This window comes from Mesorhizobium mediterraneum (genome assembly GCF_002284565.1).
Taxonomy (GTDB): Bacteria; Pseudomonadota; Alphaproteobacteria; order Rhizobiales; family Rhizobiaceae; genus Mesorhizobium; species Mesorhizobium mediterraneum.
Window position 1 is genome coordinate 25,795 of record NZ_NPKI01000008.1, and the last position, 21,200, is coordinate 46,994.

The 21,200-nt window shown below is 63.0% G+C and carries 23 protein-coding genes; 14 read left to right on the forward strand and 9 right to left on the reverse strand.

From position 1 onward, the window contains the following. The first annotated feature begins 65 nt into the window (after window positions 1-65). The 3 genes from CIT25_RS03320 (at window position 66) to CIT25_RS03330 (ending at window position 3,024) form a co-directional block, all read left to right on the forward strand. Window positions 66-1,172 (forward strand): peptidase C39 family protein, encoded by a 1,107-nt coding sequence (locus CIT25_RS03320; protein WP_095483150.1) that lies wholly within the window; start codon window positions 66-68, stop codon window positions 1,170-1,172. Continuing rightward, a complete protein-coding gene (locus tag CIT25_RS03325; protein WP_095483151.1) occupies window positions 1,169-2,632 on the forward strand; it encodes a RimK family protein in 1,464 nt (487 codons plus the stop codon). Before CIT25_RS03320 ends, CIT25_RS03325 begins: the two co-directional genes overlap by 4 nt. Before the next feature lie 101 nt (window positions 2,633-2,733). Beyond that, window positions 2,734-3,024, forward strand: a complete 291-nt coding sequence (locus tag CIT25_RS03330) for a DUF3303 domain-containing protein (protein WP_245329753.1) — start codon at window positions 2,734-2,736, stop codon at window positions 3,022-3,024. Between the two features lie 100 nt (window positions 3,025-3,124). Here the strand turns inward: CIT25_RS03330 and CIT25_RS03335 are convergent, their stop codons facing one another. From CIT25_RS03335 to ygfZ, 3 genes are all read right to left on the reverse strand, one after another. Beyond that, the gene (locus tag CIT25_RS03335; protein ID WP_095483290.1) at window positions 3,125-5,257 is read right to left on the reverse strand and encodes a putative bifunctional diguanylate cyclase/phosphodiesterase; all 2,133 of its coding nucleotides are present in this window, start codon (window positions 5,255-5,257) and stop codon (window positions 3,125-3,127) included. Window positions 5,258-5,322: 65 nt separating this feature from the next. Next, window positions 5,323-5,955 carry an HD domain-containing protein gene (locus CIT25_RS03340; protein WP_095483152.1) on the reverse strand — a complete coding sequence of 211 codons (633 nt, stop codon included), beginning with the start codon at window positions 5,953-5,955 and terminating at the stop codon, window positions 5,323-5,325. Continuing rightward, a complete protein-coding gene (gene ygfZ, locus CIT25_RS03345) occupies window positions 5,955-6,833 on the reverse strand; it encodes a CAF17-like 4Fe-4S cluster assembly/insertion protein YgfZ (protein ID WP_095483153.1) in 879 nt (292 codons plus the stop codon). Before ygfZ ends, CIT25_RS03340 begins: the two co-directional genes overlap by 1 nt. Before the next feature lie 82 nt (window positions 6,834-6,915). Here ygfZ and CIT25_RS03350 point away from each other — a divergent pair, with 82 nt between their 5' ends. After that, window positions 6,916-8,247 carry a dihydroorotase gene (locus CIT25_RS03350; RefSeq protein WP_095483154.1) on the forward strand — a complete coding sequence of 444 codons (1,332 nt, stop codon included), beginning with the start codon at window positions 6,916-6,918 and terminating at the stop codon, window positions 8,245-8,247. A 31-nt stretch (window positions 8,248-8,278) separates the two neighbouring features. Here CIT25_RS03350 and CIT25_RS03355 read toward each other — a convergent pair whose 3' ends face one another. From CIT25_RS03355 to CIT25_RS03370, 4 genes are all read right to left on the reverse strand, one after another. Next, complete coding sequence (locus CIT25_RS03355) at window positions 8,279-9,082, reverse strand: hypothetical protein (RefSeq protein ID WP_164547248.1); 804 nt, start codon at window positions 9,080-9,082, stop codon at window positions 8,279-8,281. Between the two features lie 167 nt (window positions 9,083-9,249). Further along, window positions 9,250-9,507 carry a hypothetical protein gene (locus CIT25_RS03360; RefSeq protein ID WP_077381793.1) on the reverse strand — a complete coding sequence of 86 codons (258 nt, stop codon included), beginning with the start codon at window positions 9,505-9,507 and terminating at the stop codon, window positions 9,250-9,252. A gap of 332 nt (window positions 9,508-9,839) precedes the next feature. Continuing rightward, window positions 9,840-10,217: a TIGR02301 family protein gene (locus CIT25_RS03365; protein WP_095483155.1), complete on the reverse strand. Its 378-nt coding sequence runs from the start codon at window positions 10,215-10,217 to the stop codon at window positions 9,840-9,842. Window positions 10,218-10,265: 48 nt separating this feature from the next. Then, window positions 10,266-10,685: an NUDIX hydrolase gene (locus CIT25_RS03370; protein ID WP_095483156.1), complete on the reverse strand. Its 420-nt coding sequence runs from the start codon at window positions 10,683-10,685 to the stop codon at window positions 10,266-10,268. A gap of 124 nt (window positions 10,686-10,809) precedes the next feature. Here CIT25_RS03370 and CIT25_RS03375 point away from each other — a divergent pair, with 124 nt between their 5' ends. Then, window positions 10,810-11,571, forward strand: a complete 762-nt coding sequence (locus tag CIT25_RS03375) for an SOS response-associated peptidase (protein WP_095483157.1) — start codon at window positions 10,810-10,812, stop codon at window positions 11,569-11,571. 64 nt (window positions 11,572-11,635) lie between these two features. On the opposite strand, the gene CIT25_RS03380 is transcribed toward CIT25_RS03375, so the two are convergent. Continuing rightward, window positions 11,636-11,791, reverse strand: a complete 156-nt coding sequence (locus CIT25_RS03380; protein WP_095483158.1) for a hypothetical protein — start codon at window positions 11,789-11,791, stop codon at window positions 11,636-11,638. A 395-nt stretch (window positions 11,792-12,186) separates the two neighbouring features. Here CIT25_RS03380 and cysS point away from each other — a divergent pair, with 395 nt between their 5' ends. The 9 genes from cysS to CIT25_RS03435 all read left to right on the forward strand — a co-directional run bounded on the left by cysS (window position 12,187) and on the right by CIT25_RS03435 (window position 20,082). Continuing rightward, window positions 12,187-13,659, forward strand: a complete 1,473-nt coding sequence (gene cysS / locus CIT25_RS03385) for a cysteine--tRNA ligase (protein WP_095483159.1) — start codon at window positions 12,187-12,189, stop codon at window positions 13,657-13,659. 178 nt (window positions 13,660-13,837) lie between these two features. Further along, window positions 13,838-14,245, forward strand: a complete 408-nt coding sequence (locus tag CIT25_RS03395; protein WP_095483161.1) for an endonuclease domain-containing protein — start codon at window positions 13,838-13,840, stop codon at window positions 14,243-14,245. Continuing rightward, complete coding sequence (locus CIT25_RS03400) at window positions 14,242-14,628, forward strand: VOC family protein (RefSeq protein ID WP_095483162.1); 387 nt, start codon at window positions 14,242-14,244, stop codon at window positions 14,626-14,628. The genes CIT25_RS03395 and CIT25_RS03400 overlap by 4 nt, the downstream gene beginning before the upstream one ends. Window positions 14,629-14,634: 6 nt before the next feature. Further along, window positions 14,635-15,126 carry a GFA family protein gene (locus CIT25_RS03405; RefSeq protein ID WP_095483293.1) on the forward strand — a complete coding sequence of 164 codons (492 nt, stop codon included), beginning with the start codon at window positions 14,635-14,637 and terminating at the stop codon, window positions 15,124-15,126. Further along, window positions 15,123-15,599, forward strand: a complete 477-nt coding sequence (locus tag CIT25_RS03410; protein WP_095483292.1) for a GFA family protein — start codon at window positions 15,123-15,125, stop codon at window positions 15,597-15,599. The genes CIT25_RS03405 and CIT25_RS03410 overlap by 4 nt, the downstream gene beginning before the upstream one ends. Then, entirely contained in the window at window positions 15,596-16,552 is a 957-nt protein-coding gene (gene pip, locus CIT25_RS03415) for a prolyl aminopeptidase (RefSeq protein WP_095483163.1), read from the forward strand. The genes CIT25_RS03410 and pip overlap by 4 nt, the downstream gene beginning before the upstream one ends. Window positions 16,553-16,763: 211 nt before the next feature. Further along, on the forward strand, window positions 16,764-18,380 hold the full coding sequence (cimA, locus tag CIT25_RS03425; protein ID WP_095483164.1) for a citramalate synthase: 1,617 nt from the start codon (window positions 16,764-16,766) through the stop codon (window positions 18,378-18,380). A gap of 83 nt (window positions 18,381-18,463) precedes the next feature. Next, on the forward strand, window positions 18,464-19,384 hold the full coding sequence (rarD, locus tag CIT25_RS03430; protein ID WP_095483165.1) for an EamA family transporter RarD: 921 nt from the start codon (window positions 18,464-18,466) through the stop codon (window positions 19,382-19,384). An 11-nt stretch (window positions 19,385-19,395) separates the two neighbouring features. Then, entirely contained in the window at window positions 19,396-20,082 is a 687-nt protein-coding gene (locus tag CIT25_RS03435; RefSeq protein WP_095483166.1) for a glutathione S-transferase family protein, read from the forward strand. Window positions 20,083-20,091: 9 nt separating this feature from the next. Here CIT25_RS03435 and CIT25_RS03440 read toward each other — a convergent pair whose 3' ends face one another. After that, window positions 20,092-21,093 carry a transporter gene (locus CIT25_RS03440; RefSeq protein WP_095483167.1) on the reverse strand — a complete coding sequence of 334 codons (1,002 nt, stop codon included), beginning with the start codon at window positions 21,091-21,093 and terminating at the stop codon, window positions 20,092-20,094. Window positions 21,094-21,200 lie beyond the last annotated feature (107 nt).

The following is a 21,200-nucleotide window of genomic DNA, read 5'->3' on the forward strand; positions in this document are numbered from 1 at the left end:
GCTGGTGTTATTAACGTTTCGACCAGGGCCTTCTCCACAACCCAATCGAGGTTTTCCGAGCCCGCATGCCTGCCGAGATTCGCACGGCCCGCGCGTCCGACGTCGATGACCTCGCCGTCATCGAGAAGGCTGTTTTTGCGACCGACCGCATTTCCCGCCGCTCCTTTCGCCAGTTGATCGAACGCGAAAGCGCCGAGCTGCTGGTCGCCGAAAACGACGGCCGCGTCGCCGGCTATGCGGTCGTGCTGTTCCGCAAAGGCAGCGGCGTCGCGCGGCTATATTCCATCGCCATCGGCCCTTTTTTTGGCGGGCTCGGCATTGGCCGCATGCTGCTGGCATCGGCGGAAGAGACCGCCTTCAAGCACGACCGCATGATGCTGCGCCTAGAGGTGCGCGAGGACAACAGCCGAGCCATCCGCATCTACGAGCAGAGCGGCTACCGCAAGATCGGCCGCGAACCGGGCTATTACGAGGACGGCGCCACGGCGCTGCGCTACGAAAAGACCTTGCGTGGCGACATTCCGGTCGCCACCAAGGTGCCGTTCTATCAGCAGACCTGCGAATTCACCTGCGGCCCATGCTGCCTGATGATGGCGATGGCCAATTTCGATCCCGGCTTCGTGCCCGATCCGGTCATGGAGATCCGCTTGTGGCGCGAGGCGACGACTGTTTTCATGATGTCGGGGCCGGGCGGCTGCGAGCCGTTCGGTCTCGCCGTTGCCGGTCACGAAAGCGGGCTCTCTGCCGAGATATATGTATCCTTCCATGGCGCGCTGTTCCTGCAGTCGGTGCGCAGCCAAGACAAGCGCCGGGTCATGGAACTGGCGCAGGTCGACTTTCGCCGGCGCGCGGAACGTTACGGCATCCCGGTGAATTACCGTCCATTCGCCATCGACGATATCCGCACCGCGATCGCAGAAGGAAAACTGGTGTTGGTCCTGATCAGCGGCTTCCTGATGTTCGGCAAGAAGGTTCCGCACTGGGTGCTGGCCATCGGCGACGACGGCGACCATATCCTGATCCACGATCCCTGGGTCGAGGACGAGAGACAGGAGACCATCCTTGATGCCGCCAACATTCCCGTGCCTTACGGCATCTTCATGAACATGGCGCAGTTCGGCCGCGACGGATTGCGTGCCGCCATCACCCTCGGAAAGCGCGACAGACAATGACCTGGGTCATCCTTACCGGCAGGCAGAACGATCTCGATCAAGTGGCGACACCGCACAAGATCATCACCAACCGCGATTATCTTGCGCATCCGGCGCTGTTTCGCGGCCAGCGGCCGAAGGTCATCAACCTGTCGAACAATTACGGCTATCAGAGCCGCGGCTACTATGCCTCGCTGCTCGCCGGCTCGCGCGGCCACAAGGTGATCCCGACGGTTGAGACGATGATCGACCTGTCCGAGCGCAAGCTCTACGAGCACGCACTGCCGGAGCTGGAATTGGCGCTCAACAAATGCCGCAAGGATCTGGGCGGCGCCTTTCCGCAAAAGGTCTGCATCTTCTTCGGCATCGGCCCGTCGAAGATATGGGATCGCTTCGCCAAGCTTCTGTTCGACTGGTTCCGAGCGCCGGCGCTGGAGGTCCACGTCACGGACAGCGCCGAATGGGCGTCGATCCGCAAGATCGGCTTCCATCCGCTGGCCAGAATGACCGAGGAGGAAGAGAAGCGCTTCCTTCAGTGCCTTGAGACCTACACCAACCGCGAATGGCGCGACACCAAGGGCCGCACGCCGGCACGCTACACCTTCGCCACGCTGGTCGACCCACATGAGGAACTGCCGCCGTCGGAGATTTCGTCGCTGCGCTATTGGGCCAGGATCGCCGAAAAGATGGGCGTCGAAATCGAGCCGATTACCAAGAAGGATCTGGCCAAGCTCGCCAATTACGACGCACTGTTCATCCGCGAGACCACCTCGATCTCCAACCATACCTACCGTTTCGCCCGCCGCGCCCAGCAGGAGGGTATGCCGGTCATCGACGATCCGCTGTCGATGATCCGCTGCACCAACAAGGTCTATCTCAATGAACTGATGACTTATAACAAGGTGCCGGTGCCGCCCACCGTGATGATCGCGGGCACGTCCGACCTTGAGCTGGCGGCGCAGACGCTGGGTTTCCCGCTGGTGCTGAAGATCCCGGACTCGTCGTTTTCGCGCGGCGTCAAGAAATGCGCCACCTTCGAGGAGCTGAAGACGCTGGCCACCGAATGGCTGGAGGATTCTGACCTTCTGATCGCGCAGAAATTCATTCCGACCGAATATGACTGGCGGGTCGGCGTGCTCGGCGGCCAGCCGCTGTTTGCCGTGCACTATCTGATGGCCAAGAAGCACTGGCAGATCGTCAACCACAAGGCCAATGGCAAGCCCGATCAGGGCGGCATCAAGACCTTCACGCTGAAGGAGGCGCCGGCCCATGTCGTCGAGACGGCGGTGAGGGCGGCGCGGTGTATTGGCGACGGTCTCTATGGCGTCGACCTCAAGGAGACCAACGATGGCGTCTTCGTCATCGAGGTCAACGACAATCCCAACCTCGACCACGGCTGGGAGGACTCTGGCGAAAAAGACGAGGTCTGGGTACGGCTGACGCAGTGGTTCCTGGAGCGGCTCGACCGGCCGGGACGGTAATCATCCGAGTAGGGGACAGATGCTGTTTTTTGTGACCGAGGATTTTCGCGGCTGTGACCGCAAGGAGATCTACCGTCGCTTCCGCGACCAGGGCCGGCCGCATGACCCCCAAAATCGGAATCGATTTTGGGAAAGGATCATGCGCAAAATCAAAGTGCTACAGCGTCCTTTGCGCGTCCAATTGGACGCGCGGCGCTGTAGTGCCGGACGCGCTTCTCGTGCACCACAGCTGGATCGCGGCGGATATGAGTCGCTGCTTCCTGCTGGTGGAGGCCGATGACGTCACACTCCTGCAGCGGTGGGTCGTCGAATGGGCGGATCTGGTCGAATTCGAGATCGTTCCCGTTGCGACGAACAAGGACATGGTAGAGGCATTGAGCGGACACCTCTGACCCGGCGGGAACCTCCGGCTCGCCGAGAAATATGTATCGAAGCATTGCGCTGATGGCGGGTGTCTGACGTCGAGCTGATGACTGGCTCGGCCTGTCGCACTCAGCCTGATTGCCTGATCCCTGCGCGCGACTCCAGCAAGCGAGCGATATCCGCCGCCTTCGACGGTATGCCTATCAGGTAACCTTGGGCCTCGACACAGCCTTCCTTTCTCAGGAACTCAAGTTGCGCTTCGGTTTCGACGCCTTCGGCCGTGACGGTCGTTCCAAGCTGCGCACCGAGCCCGATGACCGTGCGCACAATCGCGGCCGTGTCGCGGTTGTCGATGTCGCGGATAAAGGAGCGGTCGATCTTGATCTTGTCGACCGGGAAGCGGCGAAGATAGCCGAGCGACGAATAACCGATGCCGAAATCGTCCAGCGCGATACGGACGCCAAGATCGCGCAACTGCCTGAGCGTCTTGAGCACCGTATCGCTCTCGTCCATCAGCACTGTTTCGGTGATTTCCAGTTCAAGCCGATTGGCCGGCACGCCGGAAAATGCCAGCGCGGAGATGACGCTGCGGGCAAAGGTGCCGCTTTTGATCTGCACAGCCGAGACATTGACCGCGATACGCAGCCCATGCGGCCAGCCCGCCGCAACCGTGCAGGCTTTCCTCAGCGCCCATTCTCCCAGCGGCACGATCAGCCCAATCTCTTCGGCGACCGGAATGAAGTCGTCTGGCGGCACCAAGCCGCGTGCCGGCGAGTGCCACCGCATCAGGGCTTCGGCGCCGACGATTTCGCCGGAGGCGATGTTCATGATGGGTTGGAAATCGAGTTCGAATTCCCGCCGCCGCAGCGCTGCCTCCAGATCGGTTTCGAGCGCGCGTCGTGCCCGCACCATCGCATCCATGCCGGGCTCGAAGAAACGATAGACGTTGCGTCCTTCGCTCTTCGCCCTGTAGAGGGCCATGTCGGCGTTTTTCAGCAGCGTGTCCGCATCCCTGCCGTCATCGGGGGAAAGGGCGATGCCCACGCTGATGCCGACATGCATGTCGCGGCTTTTGTCGCGAAAGGGTTTTCCGATGATGTCGACGATGCGTTTTGCCAGTTTTTCCGCATCGCCAGCACCTTTGGGATTGAACTGGATGATGACGAACTCGTCGCCTCCGAAACGAGCGACCACATCCGTTTCGTTGCGTAGGCAACGTTGCAGCCGCTCGGCCACGCATTTCAGCAGCCAGTCGCCCGCCGGGTGCCCCCAGGTGTCGTTGACGGCCTTGAAGCGGTCGAGGTCCAGAGAGAATATCGCCAGGTCCGTGGCCTCGCCCAAGGCCTGGTCGAGCCGTTCGCGGAACATCGAGCGATTGGGCAGGTTGGTCAGAGTGTCGTGATGCGCAAGGTGGGTCATGCGCTCTTCGACGCGCCTGCGCTCGGTGACGTCGTCGAACGTTGCGACCCAGCCGCCGCCACTCATCGGCTGCCGTACCACCAAAAGGGTCCTGCCATCGGCAAGATGGCGGTAGGTCGACCGCATTTCCCCGGCTTGAAGGCAGGCTGCGGTTTTCGAGATTTCGCCGTCGATATCGATTTCTGCATAGATACCCAGGCGGGCGAGCTGCTCGAGCGCGTCGCGGTGGCTCATGCCAAGCGGAAAATCGGCCGGCGTCACGTGGTAGAGTTCCAGGAAACGTTCGTTGCGGACGATCAGCCTGCCGTCGGCGTCATACATCAAAAGGCCTTGCGACATGTTGGCCAGTGCTGCGTCGAAGCGGCGGTGCTGCTCCTTCAGCTCCTGCTCGGCACGCCGTTGCTCGGTAATGTCCTCATAGATCGACACCCAGCCACCCGAAGCCAGCGGCCGGTGCGAGATGTTGATAATGCGGCCATCCGACAGCGTTTCCTCGTAGGTCGAGGGTTTCGCCCGGTCGATGTAGGGCTTGCGGATGGCGTAGAGTTCTTCGGCGCTGTGCGAGGCGACACCGATGTCGACGCTGTGCTGAAGGATGTCGAAAAACCGGATGCCGGGCTGCACGATCTCGGCGTTGAGGCAGAAGATGCTGATATAATTGCCGTTGCAGATGATCATGCGCTCGTCGGCATCGAACATGCACAAGCCATGCGACATGTTCTCGACGGCGGCCGAAAAACGATCATTCTGCTTACGCAGTTCGTCCTCTATCCGCGGCAGGCCTACGCCTTCGGCCCTCCGTCCGCGGACGGGCGAACCAGCCTTGACATGAGCGACGGACATGAGGCGTGCCTGCAGACCGTGATCGAACAAGGCACTGTTATCCCTTCCGGTTAATTTACCGTTTTTCAGTCGGCGGGCTGCACCGTTTGGCGCCGTGATTTCTCGATGGTCGCATACCGTTTGAGGAACGCGTCTTGCGCCCAGGTCACCGAACGCGGGGTGAAATCGAAGCGGTCGGCATTGAACCCGCGCGGCCGGCCGAAGAATTCGGTCGCCTCGGCGGTCGAAAAGCCGGCAAGCATTGTCGCCTCGAAATAGGCGGCGATCTGGTCGGCGCGCTTGATCTCCTTGCGCAGCTCTGCATCTGGTTCGACCGGCAGCGAAAAGCGCAGGTGGATGGCGCGCTGCAGCCTCAGTTCGCACTCCTTGTAGCTGCCGCCCATCACCGATTTGAACGGTGAGATCATGTCGCCGATGACATATTCCGGCGCGTCGTGCAGCAAAGCCGCCAGCCGCGCATCGGGCGGAGCGTCCGGCACCAGCTCGCTGAAAAGCGCCTCGACCAGCAGCGAATGCTGGGCGACGGAAAAGGCGTGGTCGCCGCTGGTCTGGCCGTTCCAGCGGGCGACGCGCGCAAGCCCATGGGCGATGTCCGAAATCTCGATGTCGAGCGGCGAGGGGTCGAGCAGATCGAGCCGCCGGCCCGACAGCATGCGCTGCCAGGCGCGCGGCGGCGCGCCGGGACGATCGGCCGCCATCAGGCCCCCTCCGTGCCGACGGGTTCCTGCGGGCCAGCAGTTTCCGGCGGAAAAGTGAACTTCGCCCAGGCGGGGATGGTGAGCGACACAGGGACATCATCCGCCATGATCGGCTGGCCGGCGTCGAGCGCTGCCTTGACGCGGTCGATACGGGCTACGGCGAGGCCTGTCTTGCCGGCGGTGGTGCCAAGCGTGCCGATCGGTCGCCCGGCAACGGTCAGTTCGGTGCCAGGAGCGGGCAGGGGCCGTTCTGCCCTGGCGATCAGCACCCGCCGTCTGGCAGTGCCGCGATGCTGCATGCGCGAGACCACCTCCTGGCCGACATAGCAGCCCTTCCTGAAGCCGACGCCGCCGGTCTCGTCGAGCAGCACATCGTGCGGGAAGGCATCGCCGAGCTGGTAGTCGCTGCCGCTCTCGGCGATGCCATGGGTAATACGCAAGCCCTGCCATGCGGCGAGGTCGCCGTCGTCTGCACCGCTCCCATAGAAGCGGCTGACGGCCACATCGCTGAAGCGCGCATCGGCAACCCTGGTTGAATCAAATTGTAAAGCGGTTGAATCAATGCCCCAGGCAACAGCGACAAGCCCTTGGTCGGCCTTGGCAATTTCGACCTTGGCGCGCAATTTGTAGAGCATCAGCCGGCGCACAAAATCGTCGGCGACATCGGCGCGACATTCGAGGTGGAAGGCATTGTCGCCGGCGCGCGAGATCAGGAAATCGAACAGGATCTTACCTTGCGGCGTCAAAAGCGCGCCTGGCTTTGCCTGGCCGGAAGCAAGCGTATCGAGATCGGTGGTGAGGATGTTCTGCAAAAAATGCTCGGCATCCGGGCCTGACACCGAAATGAGCGCACGGTCTCTAAGCAGGGAAAAGGGCATGGGCTGGAAAAAACCTGATCTTGCAAAACGGTCGGCCTTTACGTAAGCCGGCGACACTCCCCCCGCAAGAGACCGGATCGGCATGGCCACGACCTACGACCTCATCCTGACAGGCGGTATCGTGGTCAACCACGATGGCGAGGGTCGGCGCGACATCGGCATCAACGGCGGGCGCATCGCGGCAATGGGCAATCTCGGCCAGGCGTCGGCAGGCGAGACCATCGACTGCCGCGGCCTGCACGTCCTGCCGGGCGTCATCGACAGCCAGGTACATTTTCGCGAACCGGGGCTGGAGCACAAGGAGGACCTGGAGAGCGGCTCGCGCGCGGCGGTGCTCGGCGGCGTCACTGCTGTGTTCGAGATGCCCAACACCAACCCGCTGACCACCAGCGAGGCAGCCCTTGCCGACAAGGTGCGGCGCGCCACCGGCCGCATGCATTGCGACTTTGCCTTCTGGGTCGGCGGCACCCGCGAGAATGCGAGGGATGCCGGCGAGCTCGAGCGGCTGCCGGGCGCGGCCGGGATAAAAGTTTTCATGGGCTCGTCCACGGGCGACCTGTTGGTCGAGGACGATGAGGGCGTCGCCTCGATCCTGAGGAACACGCGCCGTCGCGCCGCTTTCCATTCCGAGGACGAATTCCGGCTGCGCGAGCGGCTTGGCGAGCGCATCGAGGGCGATCCGTCCTCGCATCCGGTGTGGCGCGACGAGATCGCGGCTCTGCGCTGCACCGAGCGCCTGGTGCGCATCGCGCGACAGGCCCGCGCCCGCATCCATGTGCTGCATATCTCGACCACGGAGGAGATTGCCTTCCTCGAACAGCATAAGGATGTCGCGACCTGCGAGGCGACGCCGCATCATCTGACGCTGAGCGCGGATGATTACGCTCGGCTTGGCACGCTGATCCAGATGAACCCACCGGTACGGGCAGTGCGCCACCGCGACGGCATCTGGCACGGCGTTGCGCAAGGTATCGTCGATGTGCTGGGTTCCGACCACGCCCCGCACACGCTGGCCGAGAAGGCAAAACCCTATCCGGCCTCGCCGTCGGGCATGACTGGCGTGCAGACACTAGTGCCGATCATGCTGGATCACGTCAATGCCGGCCGGCTGACGTTGCAACGTTTCGTCGACCTCTCCAGCCACGGTCCGCAGCGCATCTTCGGCATGGCCAGGAAAGGCCGCATCGCCGCCGGCTATGACGCCGATTTCACGATTGTCGATCTGAAGCGCCGCGAAACCATCACCAATGCCCAGGCCGGCTCCAAGGCCGGCTGGACGCCTTATGACGGAAGGAAAGTGACTGGCTGGCCGGTCGGCACAGTCGTGCGCGGCCGGCGCGTGATGTGGGAAGGCGAGATCGTCACCCCCAGCCAGGGCAGAGCGGTGGAGTTTTCGGAGGCGCTGGCGGTCTAGGCGGGCTTGTGGGCAGGGAGGGTGATGCCGCTCAATCCCCTGCGACGAAGAACGTCCACTGTCCGGCGGGCGTGATGCCGACGCGGTAGAAGATGTAGGCGCCGAACTGCTTCATGCTGTCATAGTCGCCAGCGGTGACGATCTTGAAAAGCTCGACCCGCTGCCTGGCGTCGAGCTTGTCCAGCGGCAGCGCGAAGAAATATGGCCAGACATAGAGCTCCTGCGGCGTGCCGGCATCGACATGGACATAGCCGGCATTGAGCACCTCTTCCAGGATGGCGAGGATCTCTTGGCCTTCCGCGTCGCCCGAAAGACCTTTCAGGAAGGTGATCGGGTCGCCTTCGATCTCGCTCAGCGACAATTGAGTCATCGTGTCGCCCTTGCCGATCAGTGGCCGGAGCCTTTCGATGTCGCCGCTCTTGCAGGCCTCGACGATCAGATCGTGCATGCGCCTGACCGGCTCCGGCAGCTTGCCGAGATCATAGACGACCTCGGGCAAGGGTTCATCCGGATCGGCATGCGGATTGGCCATGCCACCATCGTTCGTTGGTCCCTCTGGTTCGACCTGTTCCGGCTCGTCGGGCTGCGTCGGCTGGCTGGCCGCGGGCGGCGGCGTGCCGAGCGGGTCGGGCATCGGCACCGTCGTTCCGGGCGGCGATATGTCGTCATCGGCGGGCGGCGCGACCGGCGAAGGAAGGTCCTCGCGCTTGATTTCACTCAGCGTATAGGCGGGGCTGCTTGCGAGGCAAAGCGTGAGCGGAGCCGCGGCGCAAAAAGCAGCGAGCCGGATGCTGAGGGCCAAGCCACGCGGCTGGCCTGACATCGAAAAATTCACCGCCTGCCTCTCCATGATTCCCGGGCCCTTAGAGGAGCCCCAGGCCCTTACAGGTGCCACAGGCCCTTACAGGTGCCCAGGCCCCTTACAGGTGCCCCGGCCCTTACAGGTGCCCCGGGGCAATGATGCCCAAGCGGCACGTCCTCGTCAAAGAGCCTGATGCCGGTTCAGTGCCGCAGCCGTCCTGGTTCGAAGGCCCCGGCTATCACCTTTTCTCGCATGCGGTCGAGCAGGGCAAGGGCTGAGGTCTCGCCATTGGCGCGCAGCATTTCGCCGAAGGCGGTTTCGAGGGCCGCCTCGGCGATGATTTCCGGCTCGATTCCGGCCGAAAGCCCTTCCGCCCAGGCCTCGCTGTGGCTTTCCACTGCGGTCAGGCGCTTTTCTTCCCTGACCAGCGCGTCGATGTCGTTGACGCCATGTTCCATTGCGATGTCCACCCCTTTTCAAGCGGCGATCCGACAGATGCGGATCAGGCTTGGGCTGTCCTTTTTTACACGCAGGTTAAGTAAGTACTTGTAAATACGACATTTCTAGGGTCGCTTCCGACAAGTCTCGTCGCGTTTTGTAAACCTGCGCTCGATCCGATTCAAAACTTAGCCGATTAGGCCGGCGAGCGGGACGAAAACCTTCAGTTTGAGTTAATTCCACATCCGCGCGGTAACGTTTCGTTAATACCGTTGCAGAAGTGCAACACAAGGATTGCACTAAGATGCCACCGGACACAAGCAGGCCGGACACAAGCAGGCAGGTGTCAAGGTCAGTTGCCGTAGCGCGAGGCGATGTCGCGCGACAGCGTCTCGCCTTCCTTCATGTAGCGGCTGATGGCTTCGGTCGCCGAGGCGGTGCACTGCGTGTAGGTGCTGCCGAACGAGCGGTAGCCGCGGTTGAAGCTGGCGATGAAGCGGGCGCGCCGCTCTGGGTCCGGGTTTTCCGAAGCAATCAGCTTCTCCATCTCGACCCGCCACTGGTCGCCCTTCTCGCCGCATAGATTACGCAGAAAATGCAGCGACCCCAAAACCTCCGCCAGCCGCATCAGCCCCGGCTCGAATGGCGACTCGGCGGCCAGAGCCGGCTGCGGCCCGATCGCCGTGCTGGCGGCGAGGCAAGCTGCAAGGAAAAACGAGGCGCGGATCATAAGTCCTTGTGGCGAAACATACTGTCGCCTGCAAGGCGATTTTCGAGGCTATGCCCCTTCGTTCCTGAGCAATCCGTCGGCAACGGCAAACACCGAAGCGGCAAGCGGCAGCGCCGTCATTTCGCTGAGCGTATAGAAGGCGGCGGTCTCGGCGTCGTCGCTGGCCACGGGCTCGCCGCCGGCATAGGTGGCGCCGAACACCGTCAGCAGATAGTCGACCGGGTGCCCGTCGCTGTTGCCATCGATGTGGATTTCCCGAAGGAGGCGGTAGTTGTGCGCCTGCAATCCGGTTTCTTCCAGCAATTCGCGTTGCGCGGCTTCCTCCAGCGTTTCGCCGGCCTCGACCTTGCCGCCTGGAAACGCGTAAAATCCTTGCGAAGGCTGCCGCGCCCGTTTGACCAGCAGCACGGTGTCGCCGCGGACGATGGCGACTGAGACAGCCGGGAGTATTTTACGCATCTCGTCCATGGATCTCCGATCGTCATTTGCTGTGTCCGTTGTGGACCGGCCGGCGAGAAGAAGCATTAGCGGTTGCGCAACGCCGGTTCCATCGCCACCTTCGCATCCGACCAACTCAACGAGTTTTTAGCTTATGTGCGGACGCTTTGCCTTGACCGCCACGCCGGACCAGACCGCCGCTTTTCTCGGTCTGGCGGAGCTGGAGGATTTTCCGGCCCGCTACAACATCGCGCCGACGCAGCCGGTGCTGATGGCGATCGCCGGTTTGCCGAAGGCGCCAGGCTCGAATTTGCCCGACCGCCAGCCGATGCTGGTGCGCTGGGGGCTGATCCCGGCCTGGGTGAAGGACACGCGTGAGTTTCCGCTGCTGTTCAACGCCCGCTCGGAGGGAGCAACGGAAAAGGCCTCGTTTCGCACCGCTATGCGCCATCGCCGCGCTTTGGTCCCGGCCTCCGGTTTCTACGAATGGCGTCAATCAGGCGGCAAGAGGGGGCAGCCCTATTGGGTGCGGCCGAAGCATGGCGGGCTTGTCGCCTTCGCCGGGCTGATCGAGACCTATGCCGAGCCGGGCGGCTCGGAAATGGACACCGGCGCCATCCTGACCGTCAACGCCAATGCCGACATCGCCCATATACACGACCGGATGCCGGTGGTGATAAATCCGCAGGATTTCGCCCGCTGGCTGGATTGCCGCACGCTGGAGCCGCGCGATGTGGCCGACCTGCTCAGACCGGCACAGCTCGATTTCTTCCAGGTTGTCCCGGCTTCCGACCTGGTCAACAAGGTCGCCAACACCGGACCGGAGATTCAGGAAAGGGGCGTCGTGGGACCGGAGCCCGAGAAGGCCAGGCGCCAGAAGCCCGGCGCGGACAACGGGCAGATGACTTTGTTATAGCTGCTATTTTCCTGGCACCTTTCGGCACCCTCATTGCCGGCGCATGGCGTCGGCTGACGTCACATCAGGCAGCGCGCGGCGATGTGATCTTCTGCGCCGGCTTTTTCTTCTTCGCGGTATGGAGAAGGGCGGCGACGATCGCGGCCGGGCCGATCGCCCGGTATTGGTTGGCGAGCGCCGGTTGCTTGGCGCTGCTGGAGTCCTGCTTGGTTCGGGGCATTTTTCTCTTCCCTGGTAACGTCTTCGTGTCCGCGTTTGCTGGTCGAATCCGACCAAATCGTGACATCTGGTGATCTAGCCGGCGAATGTTTCATGACTGTGCCGACATGTTTAATAAAATGTTTCACTGCGTCATAACCTGTGAATCAACGACTCTTTTGCCGAAAGTTGCGACTTGACGGCAACACTGGCTGAGGCGATAAAGCCGCTCATGAGAACGTCTTTCGCCATTTGTGGCATTTGCATTATTGGCTAGCCTCGCGCTGGTCCGGACGTTTTCGCCTATCTTCCTTCTAGAGTGGACAAACGCCCCGGCCAGCAGGCTGGCGCCTGATTTGCGTCTCGGCGCAAGGAAGACTCCAGCTCGAACAAGAATATCGGACCGGAAGGCACGGAATGTCTGACGCATCGAAGGGCCTGCGCCTCTACAACACGCTGACGCGGACCAAGGAGGATTTCTTCCCGATCGATCCGCGCAATGTGCGCATGTATGTCTGCGGCCCGACGGTCTACGATTTTGCCCATATCGGCAATGCGCGGCCAGTGATCGTGTTCGACGTGCTGTTCCGCCTGCTGCGCCATCTCTACGGGCAAGCGCATGTCACCTATGTGCGCAACATCACGGATGTCGACGACAAGATCAACGCCCGCGCCTTGCGTGATTTCGGCGGCGAGATTGCCTCGGGAAAACTGTTGCTGAACGAGGCGATCCGTCGGGTCACCGAAAAGACCGCCGACCAGTTCCACAAAGATGTGGCGACGCTCGGCTGCCTGGAGCCGACAGTCGAGCCGCGCGCCACCGAATTCGTCGAGCCGCGCGCCGACGGCAAGGCCGACATGATCTCCTTGATTCAACGCTTGATCGAACGCGGCCATGCCTATGTTGCGGCAGGCGAAGTTCTGTTCGATACGGCCTCGATGCCGGACTATGGCCAATTGTCGAAGCGCAATCTCGACGAGCAGCAGGCCGGCGCCCGCGTCGCCGTCGATGCGCACAAGAAGAACCCTGGCGATTTCGTGCTGTGGAAGCTGTCCTCGCCGGAAGAACCGGGCTGGGACAGCCCGTGGGGCAGGGGCCGGCCGGGCTGGCACATCGAGTGCTCGGCGATGTCGGCCGCCTATCTCGGCGAGGTCTTCGACATCCATGGCGGCGGGCTCGACCTGATCTTCCCGCACCACGAGAACGAGATCGCCCAGTCGCGCTGCGCCCACGGCACCGAAACGATGGCCAAGGTGTGGATGCACAACGGCTTCCTGCAGGTCGAAGGGCAGAAGATGTCCAAGAGCCTGGGCAACTTCTACTCGATCAACGAGTTGCTGGAGACAGAGACCTTTGGTGGCCGCAAATGGCCGGGCGAGGTGCTGCGGCTGGCGATGCTGATGACGCATTATCGCGAGCCGATCGACTTTTCCGTGCGCAAGCTGGAGGAGGCGGAAAACACGCTGCGCAAATGGAAGCGGGCAGCGGACCTTGCGCCGGCAGCGGCAAAGCAATTGCCGGTGGACGTGGTGGAAGCCCTGTCGGACGATCTAGCAACCTATTCTGCGCTCCAGGTGCTGACGCAGTTGGCCGGCGAGGCTGTGGAATTCAATGCTGCTGCTGGCGGCAACGCTGGCGCAGCGGGCAACGATGCTGCCGCTTCGCTGAAGGCGGCGCTGTCGTTCCTCGGCTTCGACGTCGCGCCGGCCAAGGTCGATGAAGGCGAGATCGCCAGGGCGATCGCCAAGCGCCTGGAACTGATCGCCGCCAAGAACTGGGCGGAGGCCGATCGCATCCGCGACGACTTGCTGGCGCAGGGTGTTCAGTTGAAGGACGGCAAGGATCCAGTCACCGGCGAACGCGTAACGACGTGGGAGGTCAAGCGATGAGGATGGTGCCAAGCGCCCCCCTCTGGCCTGCCGGCCATCTCCCCCTCAAGGGGGGAGATTGGACGTCACTTCGGCTTTCGCCAATCGCCTACGTTGATGATTGGGCGCTGTCGGCGAAGCCGCCGATCTCCCCCCTTGAGGGGGAGATGGCCGGCAGGCCAGAGGGGGGCGCACTGCGATGACGCATTTCCCGGTACCCGCCAACAACCGCAGCAATGCGCGCAAGATGCGCGGGGCTATGACCGACGCCGAGCTGAAGCTTTGGAATGAGATTAGAGCGCACAGGCTGATGGGACTAGCCTTCAGGCGCCAGATGCCTATCGCCGGCTACATCGTCGATTTCGCCTGCCCCACCAAAAAGTTGATCGTCGAACTCGACGGCTCTCAGCACGCTCGGGCCGAAGCTTCAGCATCCGACGCTGCGAGAACAGCTAAGCTTGAGGCGCTGGGCCGGATCATCCTGCGCTTCTGGAACGACGACGTCATCCGCGATATCGACAATGTCTGCCAGCACATCGTGATCGAGGCCGGTCTGGCCCGTGCCGAAATGCCGGCCGACGAACATAGGAGGGAGGCAGTTCCATGATCGATCATCTCGGCATCACCGTTTCCGATTTTGACACCTCCAAGGCCTTTTACGACAAGGCGATGGCGCCGCTCGGTGCGTCACTCCTCTACATGGTGCCGCAGGAATATACCGGCGGCGCCAAGGTCGGGGGCTATGGCCGCGACCGGCCGGTGTTCTGGCTGCATGCCGGCAAGGACAAGCCGAAGGACCGCCAGCACGTCGCTTTCACCGCGCGCAGCCGCGCCGAGGTCGATGCCTTCCACTCAGCCGCCATCGCCGCCGGCGGCAAGGACAACGGCGCGCCGGGCCTGCGTCCGCACTATCATGCGAACTATTATGGCGCCTTTGTCTTCGATCCCGACGGCAACAATGTCGAAGCCGTCTGCCATGTTCCGGAGTGATCGATGATGAGCCTCGACAACAGACCGGTCTACACAGGCGGTTGCCAGTGCGGCGCCGTGCGCTTCCGTATCGAAGGCGCTCTGGGTGACGCCTCCGTGTGCCATTGCCGCATGTGCCAGAAGGCGAGCGGCAATTTCTACCTGCCGCTGGTGTCCGTGCGTGACGCAAAACTCGACTGGACGCGCGGTGAGCCCAAACGCTTCCGCTCGTCCAATGCCGCATTGCGCGGTTTTTGTGCCGATTGCGGCACGCCGCTGACCTTCGAGGCGCCCGACGGCATCGCGCTCGCCATCGCCGCCTTCGACGACCCGGAGGAGATCGCGCCGACCATCCAATGGGGCATCGAAGCAAAACTCCCCTATGTGGATCACATCCACGAATTGCCCGGCGAGGACACGATGGCCGACGTCTCGTCGGCCTCCTATCTTGCCGATCTCGTCTCTTACCAGCATCCCGACCACGACACCGAACAATGGCCGCCGGAGGAAAGATCATGACCGAAACCGTTCGAACCGGCGGCTGCCAGTGCGGCGCCGTCCGTTTCCGTATCCGTGGCGCACTCGGGCGCCCGTCCATCTGCCATTGCCGCATGTGCCAGAAACAGTTCGGTTCCTTCTTCGGCGCGCTGGTGACGGTGCCGAAGGACGGCGTCGAATGGGTCCGTGAGGAGCCGAGTTATTTCCAGTCGTCTGTCAACATCGATCGCGGCTTCTGCGCCCGATGCGGCACGCCGCTGACCTACAGGCAGCCCGGCGGGCTCGAGATCGCTATCGGCGCTTTCGACGACCGTTCCGACCTCGCACCGCAGATCCAGGTCAATTACGCCGCGCGGCTGCCCTGGGTGGAGAAGATCTTCGACGCGCCAGTCCACGAGGATCCTGAGTACTACACCCGGCAGGAATCGATCATCTCCTTCCAGCATCCGGATCACGAGACGGCCAACTGGCCGCAGCAGGGCCTGAAATTATGAGCAGTGAACTCCGCAACCTCTATCCCGAGATCGCGGCCTTCGAGTCCGGCATGCTCGATGTGGGCGACGGCCATCAGGTCTATTGGGAGCGTTCCGGCACCAGGGGCGCCAAGCCGGCTGTGTTCCTGCACGGCGGACCGGGCGGCACCATTTCGCCGAAGCATCGGCGCCTGTTCGATCCTAAGCTTTACGACGTCATCCTGTTCGACCAGCGCGGCTGCGGAAAATCGACGCCGAACGCCTCGCTCGAGGTCAACACCACCTGGCATCTGGTCGCCGACATCGAGCGCCTGCGCGACATGTGCGGCTTCGACAAATGGCTGGTGTTCGGTGGCTCGTGGGGCTCGACGCTGGCGCTGGCCTATGCCGAGACCCACCCCGAGCGGGTCAGCGAACTGGTCGTGCGCGGCATTTACACGCTGACGCGCGCGGAGCTCGAATGGTATTACCAGTTCGGCGTCTCGGAAATGTTCCCCGACAAATGGGAACGCTTCCTGGCGCCGATCCCCGAGGCCGAGCGCGGCGACATGATGGCCGCCTATCGCAAGCGGCTGGTCGGCAGCGACCGCAAGGCACAGGTCGAGGCGGCCCGCGCCTGGAGCCTGTGGGAAGGCGAGACGATCACGCTATTGCCCGAGCCGGAAACCAGCGGCCCGTTTGGCGAAGACGACTACGCAGTCGCTTTTGCCCGCATCGAGAACCACTATTTCGTCCATGCCGGCTGGCTGGAGGAAGGGCAGCTGCTGCGCGATGCGTTCAAGCTGAAGGACATCCCCGGCACCATCATCCACGGCCGCTATGACATGCCGTGCCCGGCGCGCTATGCGTGGGCGCTGCACAAGGCGTGGCCGAAGGCGGATTTCCACCTGATCGAGGGCGCCGGCCATGCATATTCGGAGCCGGGCATCCTCGACCGGCTGATCCGGGCGACCGACCGGTTTGCGGGGAAATGATGATGGCTATTCGTGCGCTACGGCGCCCCCCTCTGCCCTGCCGGGCATCTCCCCCACTTGGGGGGAGATCGGCAGCTTCGGCCTTGCCGCTTGTCCTGCAACCTCGAAGGTTTGCGAAAGCAGACGGGACAGCCAATCTCCCCACCCGTGGGGGAGATGTCCGGCAGGACAGAGGGGGGCGCGACGGATCGCGGCCTTTCGGGCCATCGCCATGAAAAAACAACGCCTCTATCTCTTCGACACCACTCTGCGCGATGGGCAGCAGACGCCCGGCATCGACTTTTCCGTCGAGGACAAGATCGCCATCGCCAAGCTGCTCGATGAGTTCGGCATCGACTATGTCGAGGGCGGCTACCCCGGCGCTAACCCGACCGACACCGCCTTCTTTGCCGAGCACCGCACGACTAACGCCAAATTCGTCGCCTTCGGCATGACCAAGCGGGCAGGGGTGTCGGCTTCGAACGATCCCGGGCTTGCCGCACTTGTTCAGTCGAAATCGGACGCAATCTGCTTTGTCGCCAAGAGCTGGGACTACCATGTCCGCGTCGCGCTGGGCTGCACCAACGAAGAAAACCTCGAGGCGATCAAGGCCTCGGTCGAGGCGGCGGTTGCTGCCGGGAAGGAAGCGCTGGTCGACTGCGAGCATTTCTTCGACGGCTTCAAGGCCAATCCCGATTATGCGCTGGCCTGCGCCAGGACCGCTTACGACGCCGGCGCGCGCTGGGTGGTGCTGTGTGACACCAATGGCGGCACGCAGCCCTCGGAAGTGCGCGCCATCGTCGAGAAGGCCATCGCCTCAGGCATTCCCGGAGATCATCTCGGCATCCATGCCCATGACGACACTGGCCAGGCGGTGGCGAATTCGCTGGCTGCCGTCGAGGCTGGTGTGCGCCAGATCCAGGGCACGCTGAACGGCATCGGCGAGCGCTGCGGCAACGCCAATCTGATCTCGATTGTGCCGACCCTGGCGCTGAAGCCAGCCTTTTCCAGCCGCTTCGAGACAGGCATTTCGGCCGAAGCATTGGCTGGGATATCGCGCCTTTCCCGCGCCTTCGATGAATTGCTGAACCGCGCGCCGGAAGCGCAGGCGCCCTATGTCGGCGCTTCCGCCTTCGCCACCAAGGCCGGCATCCATGCCTCGGCGCTGGCCAAGGAGCCGGCCACCTACGAGCATGTGCCTCCGGAAGCGGTCGGCAACCGCCGCCGCGTCATGGTCTCGGACCAGGGCGGCAAGGCCAATTTCCTCGCCGAGCTGAAACGGCGCGGCATCGACATGCCCCGGGACGACCACCGGCTCGACGCCCTGATATCGGTGGTCAAGGAGCGCGAGGCCGAGGGTTACGCTTATGAAGGCGCCGATGCCAGCTTCGAGCTTCTGGCGCGCAAGATGCTGCACGGCCTGCCGGAATTCTTCAGCGTCACCTCATTCCGCTGCATGGTCGAGCGCCGCTTCGACGCCAACGGCCAGCTGAAGACGGTCTCCGAGGCGATCGTCAAGGTGCTGGTCGACGGCGAGGAAAAAATGTCGGTGGCGGAAGGGCACGGCCCGGTCAACGCGCTCGATATCGCGCTGCGCAAGGATCTCGGAAAATTCCAGGACGAGATCGCCGACCTCGAGCTTGCGGACTTCAAGGTGCGTATCCTCAATGGCGGCACCGAGGCGATCACCCGCGTGCTGGTTGAATCGCATGACGGCACCGGCGCCCGCTGGTGGACGGTCGGCGTCTCCGAAAACATCATCGACGCCTCGTTCCAGGCGCTGATGGATTCGATCGTCTACAAGCTGATGAAGAACCGCGAGATGGCTGGGCTGGTCGCGGCGGAGTAAGATTGAACCATCAGCGAAAGTCCATTGATCCATCAGAACTTTGCGATGGTCTTGGCACGGCGGCTGGCGCATAGCGTTGGGCCATGGCCACGCAAGCAATTCAGCTCGAAGCAGACTCAAAGGCCCGGCGTGGCTTTCTGCTGGCGCTGGGCGCCTATCTCCTGTGGGGGTTGCTGCCTTTCTACATGAAGGCGGTCGCGCATCTGCCGCTGGCCGAAGTCATCGCGCACCGCATCGTCTGGTCTGTGCCGATCGCTGCGGCCGTTTTGATCTGGGCCGGCCGCACGGCGGACTTCAAGGCCGCAATCCGTTCGCCGCGCATCATTTCGATGGCGGCGCTGACGGCCGCGTTGATTTCAGTCAACTGGGGTATCTACGTCTGGGCGATCGCGGTCGACCGCACCATCGAGACCGCGCTAGGCTACTACATCAACCCGCTTGTCAGCGTCGTCGTCGGTGCGCTGCTGCTCGGCGAACGGCTTGATCGGCTGCAAATCGCGGCGGTGGTGCTGGCGGCGATCGCGGTCGCAGTGCTGACGATCGACGCCGGCAAGCTACCCTGGGTATCACTGGTGCTGGCGTTTTCCTTTGCCGCCTATGCCTTCTTCCGCAAGACGCTGCCAATCGGTCCGAGCCAGGGCTTTCTGCTCGAAGTGCTGTTGCTGTCGGTGCCGGCGCTCAGCTACATCATCTTCCTCATCGTCACCGGGCAGGACCATTTCGTCTCCAGTTCCCTGGACGATACGGCGCTGCTGATCGGCTGCGGCCCGGTCACCGCCATACCGTTGCTGCTGTTTGCCTTCGGGGCCAAGCTGCTGCGTCTCTCCACCATCGGCATCATGCAGTATATCGCGCCGACCATTGTGTTCCTGATCGCCGTGCTGATTTTCGGCGAACCCTTCGGCAGCACCCAGGCCATCGCCTTCGGCCTGATCTGGACGGCGCTGGCGATCTATTCCTGGTCGATGTTCCGCGGTCGCGAGATCCGGCCGGCAGTGCGTTAGGGGGATTTTCGATGTACTTGCTGCACATAGCAAACAAGAATTATTCCTCGTGGTCGCTGCGGCCCTGGGTGCTGATGCGGACATTGGACGTCTCCTTCGAGGAGCGGCTGACACCGTTTCCGACCGGATCGAGCTGGAGCCTCTACCGGCCGTTCTCGCCCAGCGGCCGCGTACCTTGCCTGATCGACGACGGCTGGGCGGTTTGGGATTCGCTCGCCATCGCCGAATATCTGGCCGAGCGCCACGCCGGCGTCTGGCCTGCCGACGCGAAGGCGCGAGCCTGGGCGCGGTCGGCTGCGGCCGAAATGCATTCGAGCTTCACCGCCTTGCGCGGCTCCTGTCCGATGAACTGCGGTGTCCGCATCGCGCCGGTGCCGATCTCCGATGAGCTGAAGCACGACCTCTTCCGTCTCGGCGATCTCTGGGACGAAGGGCTGCGCCGCTTCGGCGGACCGTTCCTGGCTGGCGATCGCTTCACCGCCGTTGACGCCTTCTTTGCCCCGGTGGCGTTTAGGGTTCAGTCCTACGGACTGTCTTTCGAGGGCGCAGCTGCCGCCTATCCGGCGCGATTGCTTGCTCAACCGGCGATGCGCGAATGGTACGCGGCAGCCCTTGCCGAGACGTGGCGCGAGCCGAACCACGAAGCGGAGGTGCGCGCCGCCGGCACTGTCATCGAGGACTTTCGCGCAACCTTGTAACGGTTGCCGCTACATCCCGCGCCCCAGCCGCCTGACGAACAGGTAGACGACCGCCGCGACTGCCAGCGATATCGCCGACACCACCCAAAAACCCATCGGCGTGTCGACCAGCGGCAGGCCGCCGACATTCATGCCGAACAGGCTTGAGATGATTGTCATCGGCAACAGCACCGCCGTCATCACCGACAGCATGTAGAGCAACTGGTTCGACTGCGTCGTCAGCTTGGCCATCAGCTCGTCCTGCAAGAGCCGGGCGCGGGCCTGCAATTGCTCGCCGTCATGATGCAATGTGTGGGCGCGGTGCGAAAGCCGCGCCGCCATGTCGTTGATTGTGTCGGGCAAATCGTTGCGATGCGAATGGTCGAGATGACGGAACAGGCTGGTCAGCGCCGCCATCTGCCGGTGGATCACCACCAATTGCCGGCGTGCATCGACCAGAGCCTGCCGCTCACTGTGCCATGCATCGCAGACGATGCGGTCCTCGATGCCGTCGAGCGCATCGCCAAGGCTACCGAGCTCCGTCGCCATGCCGTCGAGCGACTGGCCCATGACAGCCTCGATGAGTTCGGCAGGAGAGCGGAACTTGCGCGAGCCGTTGTCAATCGCCTTGCGGACATTGTCGACCGACCGGAGCGGCTGCTTGCGGCCGCCGATCAGCATCGTGTCGTTGAAAGCGAAGCGGAAATGGCCGAGCCCACGTGCCTCGGCTGAATAGTCGTGGCGCAGGTCCGGCAGATCGCCGTAGAGCCAGTCGCCCTCAAGGTCGATATGGCAGCCATGGCCGGCCGACAGGAAGGCATCGCGCACCGGCGGCGGCAAAGCCGGCTCGGCGGCGATCTCGTGGCGGGCGCGCATGTCGGAAAGCTGATAGCTGCGCCATGTCCAGTGTGCGGCGGCCGGGTCTTTGGTTCGCACGCCTTCGGCGGTGAAGCGATAGATGAAGAACAGCCCATGCTCGTCGGGCAGGTACGGCGACAGGTCGGTGCCTTCCGGGTTGAGGGCGATGTTCATGGTCGCTTGGCCAGCTTTTTGAAAACGCCGCGCGGCAGCGGCCGGTGATTCCTAGCACGGGTGCTCCCGGTTTCGTGTGACGGTTTCTTGACACTTTGACCGTGGTC

Excerpts from the sequence above, each read along its gene's own strand:
- CIT25_RS03320 (WP_095483150.1), top strand. The coding sequence starts at position 66 with ATGCCTGCCGAGATTCGCACGGCCCGCGCGTCCGACGTCGATGACCTC.
- CIT25_RS03325 (WP_095483151.1), top strand. The coding sequence starts at position 1,169 with ATGACCTGGGTCATCCTTACCGGCAGGCAGAACGATCTCGATCAAGTG.
- CIT25_RS03330 (WP_245329753.1), top strand. The coding sequence starts at position 2,734 with ATGACCCCCAAAATCGGAATCGATTTTGGGAAAGGATCATGCGCAAAA.
- CIT25_RS03335 (WP_095483290.1), bottom strand. The coding sequence starts at position 5,257 with ATGTCCGTCGCTCATGTCAAGGCTGGTTCGCCCGTCCGCGGACGGAGG.
- CIT25_RS03340 (WP_095483152.1), bottom strand. The coding sequence starts at position 5,955 with ATGGCGGCCGATCGTCCCGGCGCGCCGCCGCGCGCCTGGCAGCGCATG.
- ygfZ (WP_095483153.1), bottom strand. The coding sequence starts at position 6,833 with ATGCCCTTTTCCCTGCTTAGAGACCGTGCGCTCATTTCGGTGTCAGGC.
- CIT25_RS03350 (WP_095483154.1), top strand. The coding sequence starts at position 6,916 with ATGGCCACGACCTACGACCTCATCCTGACAGGCGGTATCGTGGTCAAC.
- CIT25_RS03360 (WP_077381793.1), bottom strand. The coding sequence starts at position 9,507 with ATGGAACATGGCGTCAACGACATCGACGCGCTGGTCAGGGAAGAAAAG.
- CIT25_RS03365 (WP_095483155.1), bottom strand. The coding sequence starts at position 10,217 with ATGATCCGCGCCTCGTTTTTCCTTGCAGCTTGCCTCGCCGCCAGCACG.
- CIT25_RS03370 (WP_095483156.1), bottom strand. The coding sequence starts at position 10,685 with ATGGACGAGATGCGTAAAATACTCCCGGCTGTCTCAGTCGCCATCGTC.
- CIT25_RS03375 (WP_095483157.1), top strand. The coding sequence starts at position 10,810 with ATGTGCGGACGCTTTGCCTTGACCGCCACGCCGGACCAGACCGCCGCT.
- CIT25_RS03380 (WP_095483158.1), bottom strand. The coding sequence starts at position 11,791 with ATGCCCCGAACCAAGCAGGACTCCAGCAGCGCCAAGCAACCGGCGCTC.
- cysS (WP_095483159.1), top strand. The coding sequence starts at position 12,187 with ATGTCTGACGCATCGAAGGGCCTGCGCCTCTACAACACGCTGACGCGG.
- CIT25_RS03395 (WP_095483161.1), top strand. The coding sequence starts at position 13,838 with ATGACGCATTTCCCGGTACCCGCCAACAACCGCAGCAATGCGCGCAAG.
- CIT25_RS03400 (WP_095483162.1), top strand. The coding sequence starts at position 14,242 with ATGATCGATCATCTCGGCATCACCGTTTCCGATTTTGACACCTCCAAG.
- CIT25_RS03405 (WP_095483293.1), top strand. The coding sequence starts at position 14,635 with ATGAGCCTCGACAACAGACCGGTCTACACAGGCGGTTGCCAGTGCGGC.
- CIT25_RS03410 (WP_095483292.1), top strand. The coding sequence starts at position 15,123 with ATGACCGAAACCGTTCGAACCGGCGGCTGCCAGTGCGGCGCCGTCCGT.
- pip (WP_095483163.1), top strand. The coding sequence starts at position 15,596 with ATGAGCAGTGAACTCCGCAACCTCTATCCCGAGATCGCGGCCTTCGAG.
- cimA (WP_095483164.1), top strand. The coding sequence starts at position 16,764 with ATGAAAAAACAACGCCTCTATCTCTTCGACACCACTCTGCGCGATGGG.
- rarD (WP_095483165.1), top strand. The coding sequence starts at position 18,464 with ATGGCCACGCAAGCAATTCAGCTCGAAGCAGACTCAAAGGCCCGGCGT.
- CIT25_RS03435 (WP_095483166.1), top strand. The coding sequence starts at position 19,396 with ATGTACTTGCTGCACATAGCAAACAAGAATTATTCCTCGTGGTCGCTG.
- CIT25_RS03440 (WP_095483167.1), bottom strand. The coding sequence starts at position 21,093 with ATGAACATCGCCCTCAACCCGGAAGGCACCGACCTGTCGCCGTACCTG.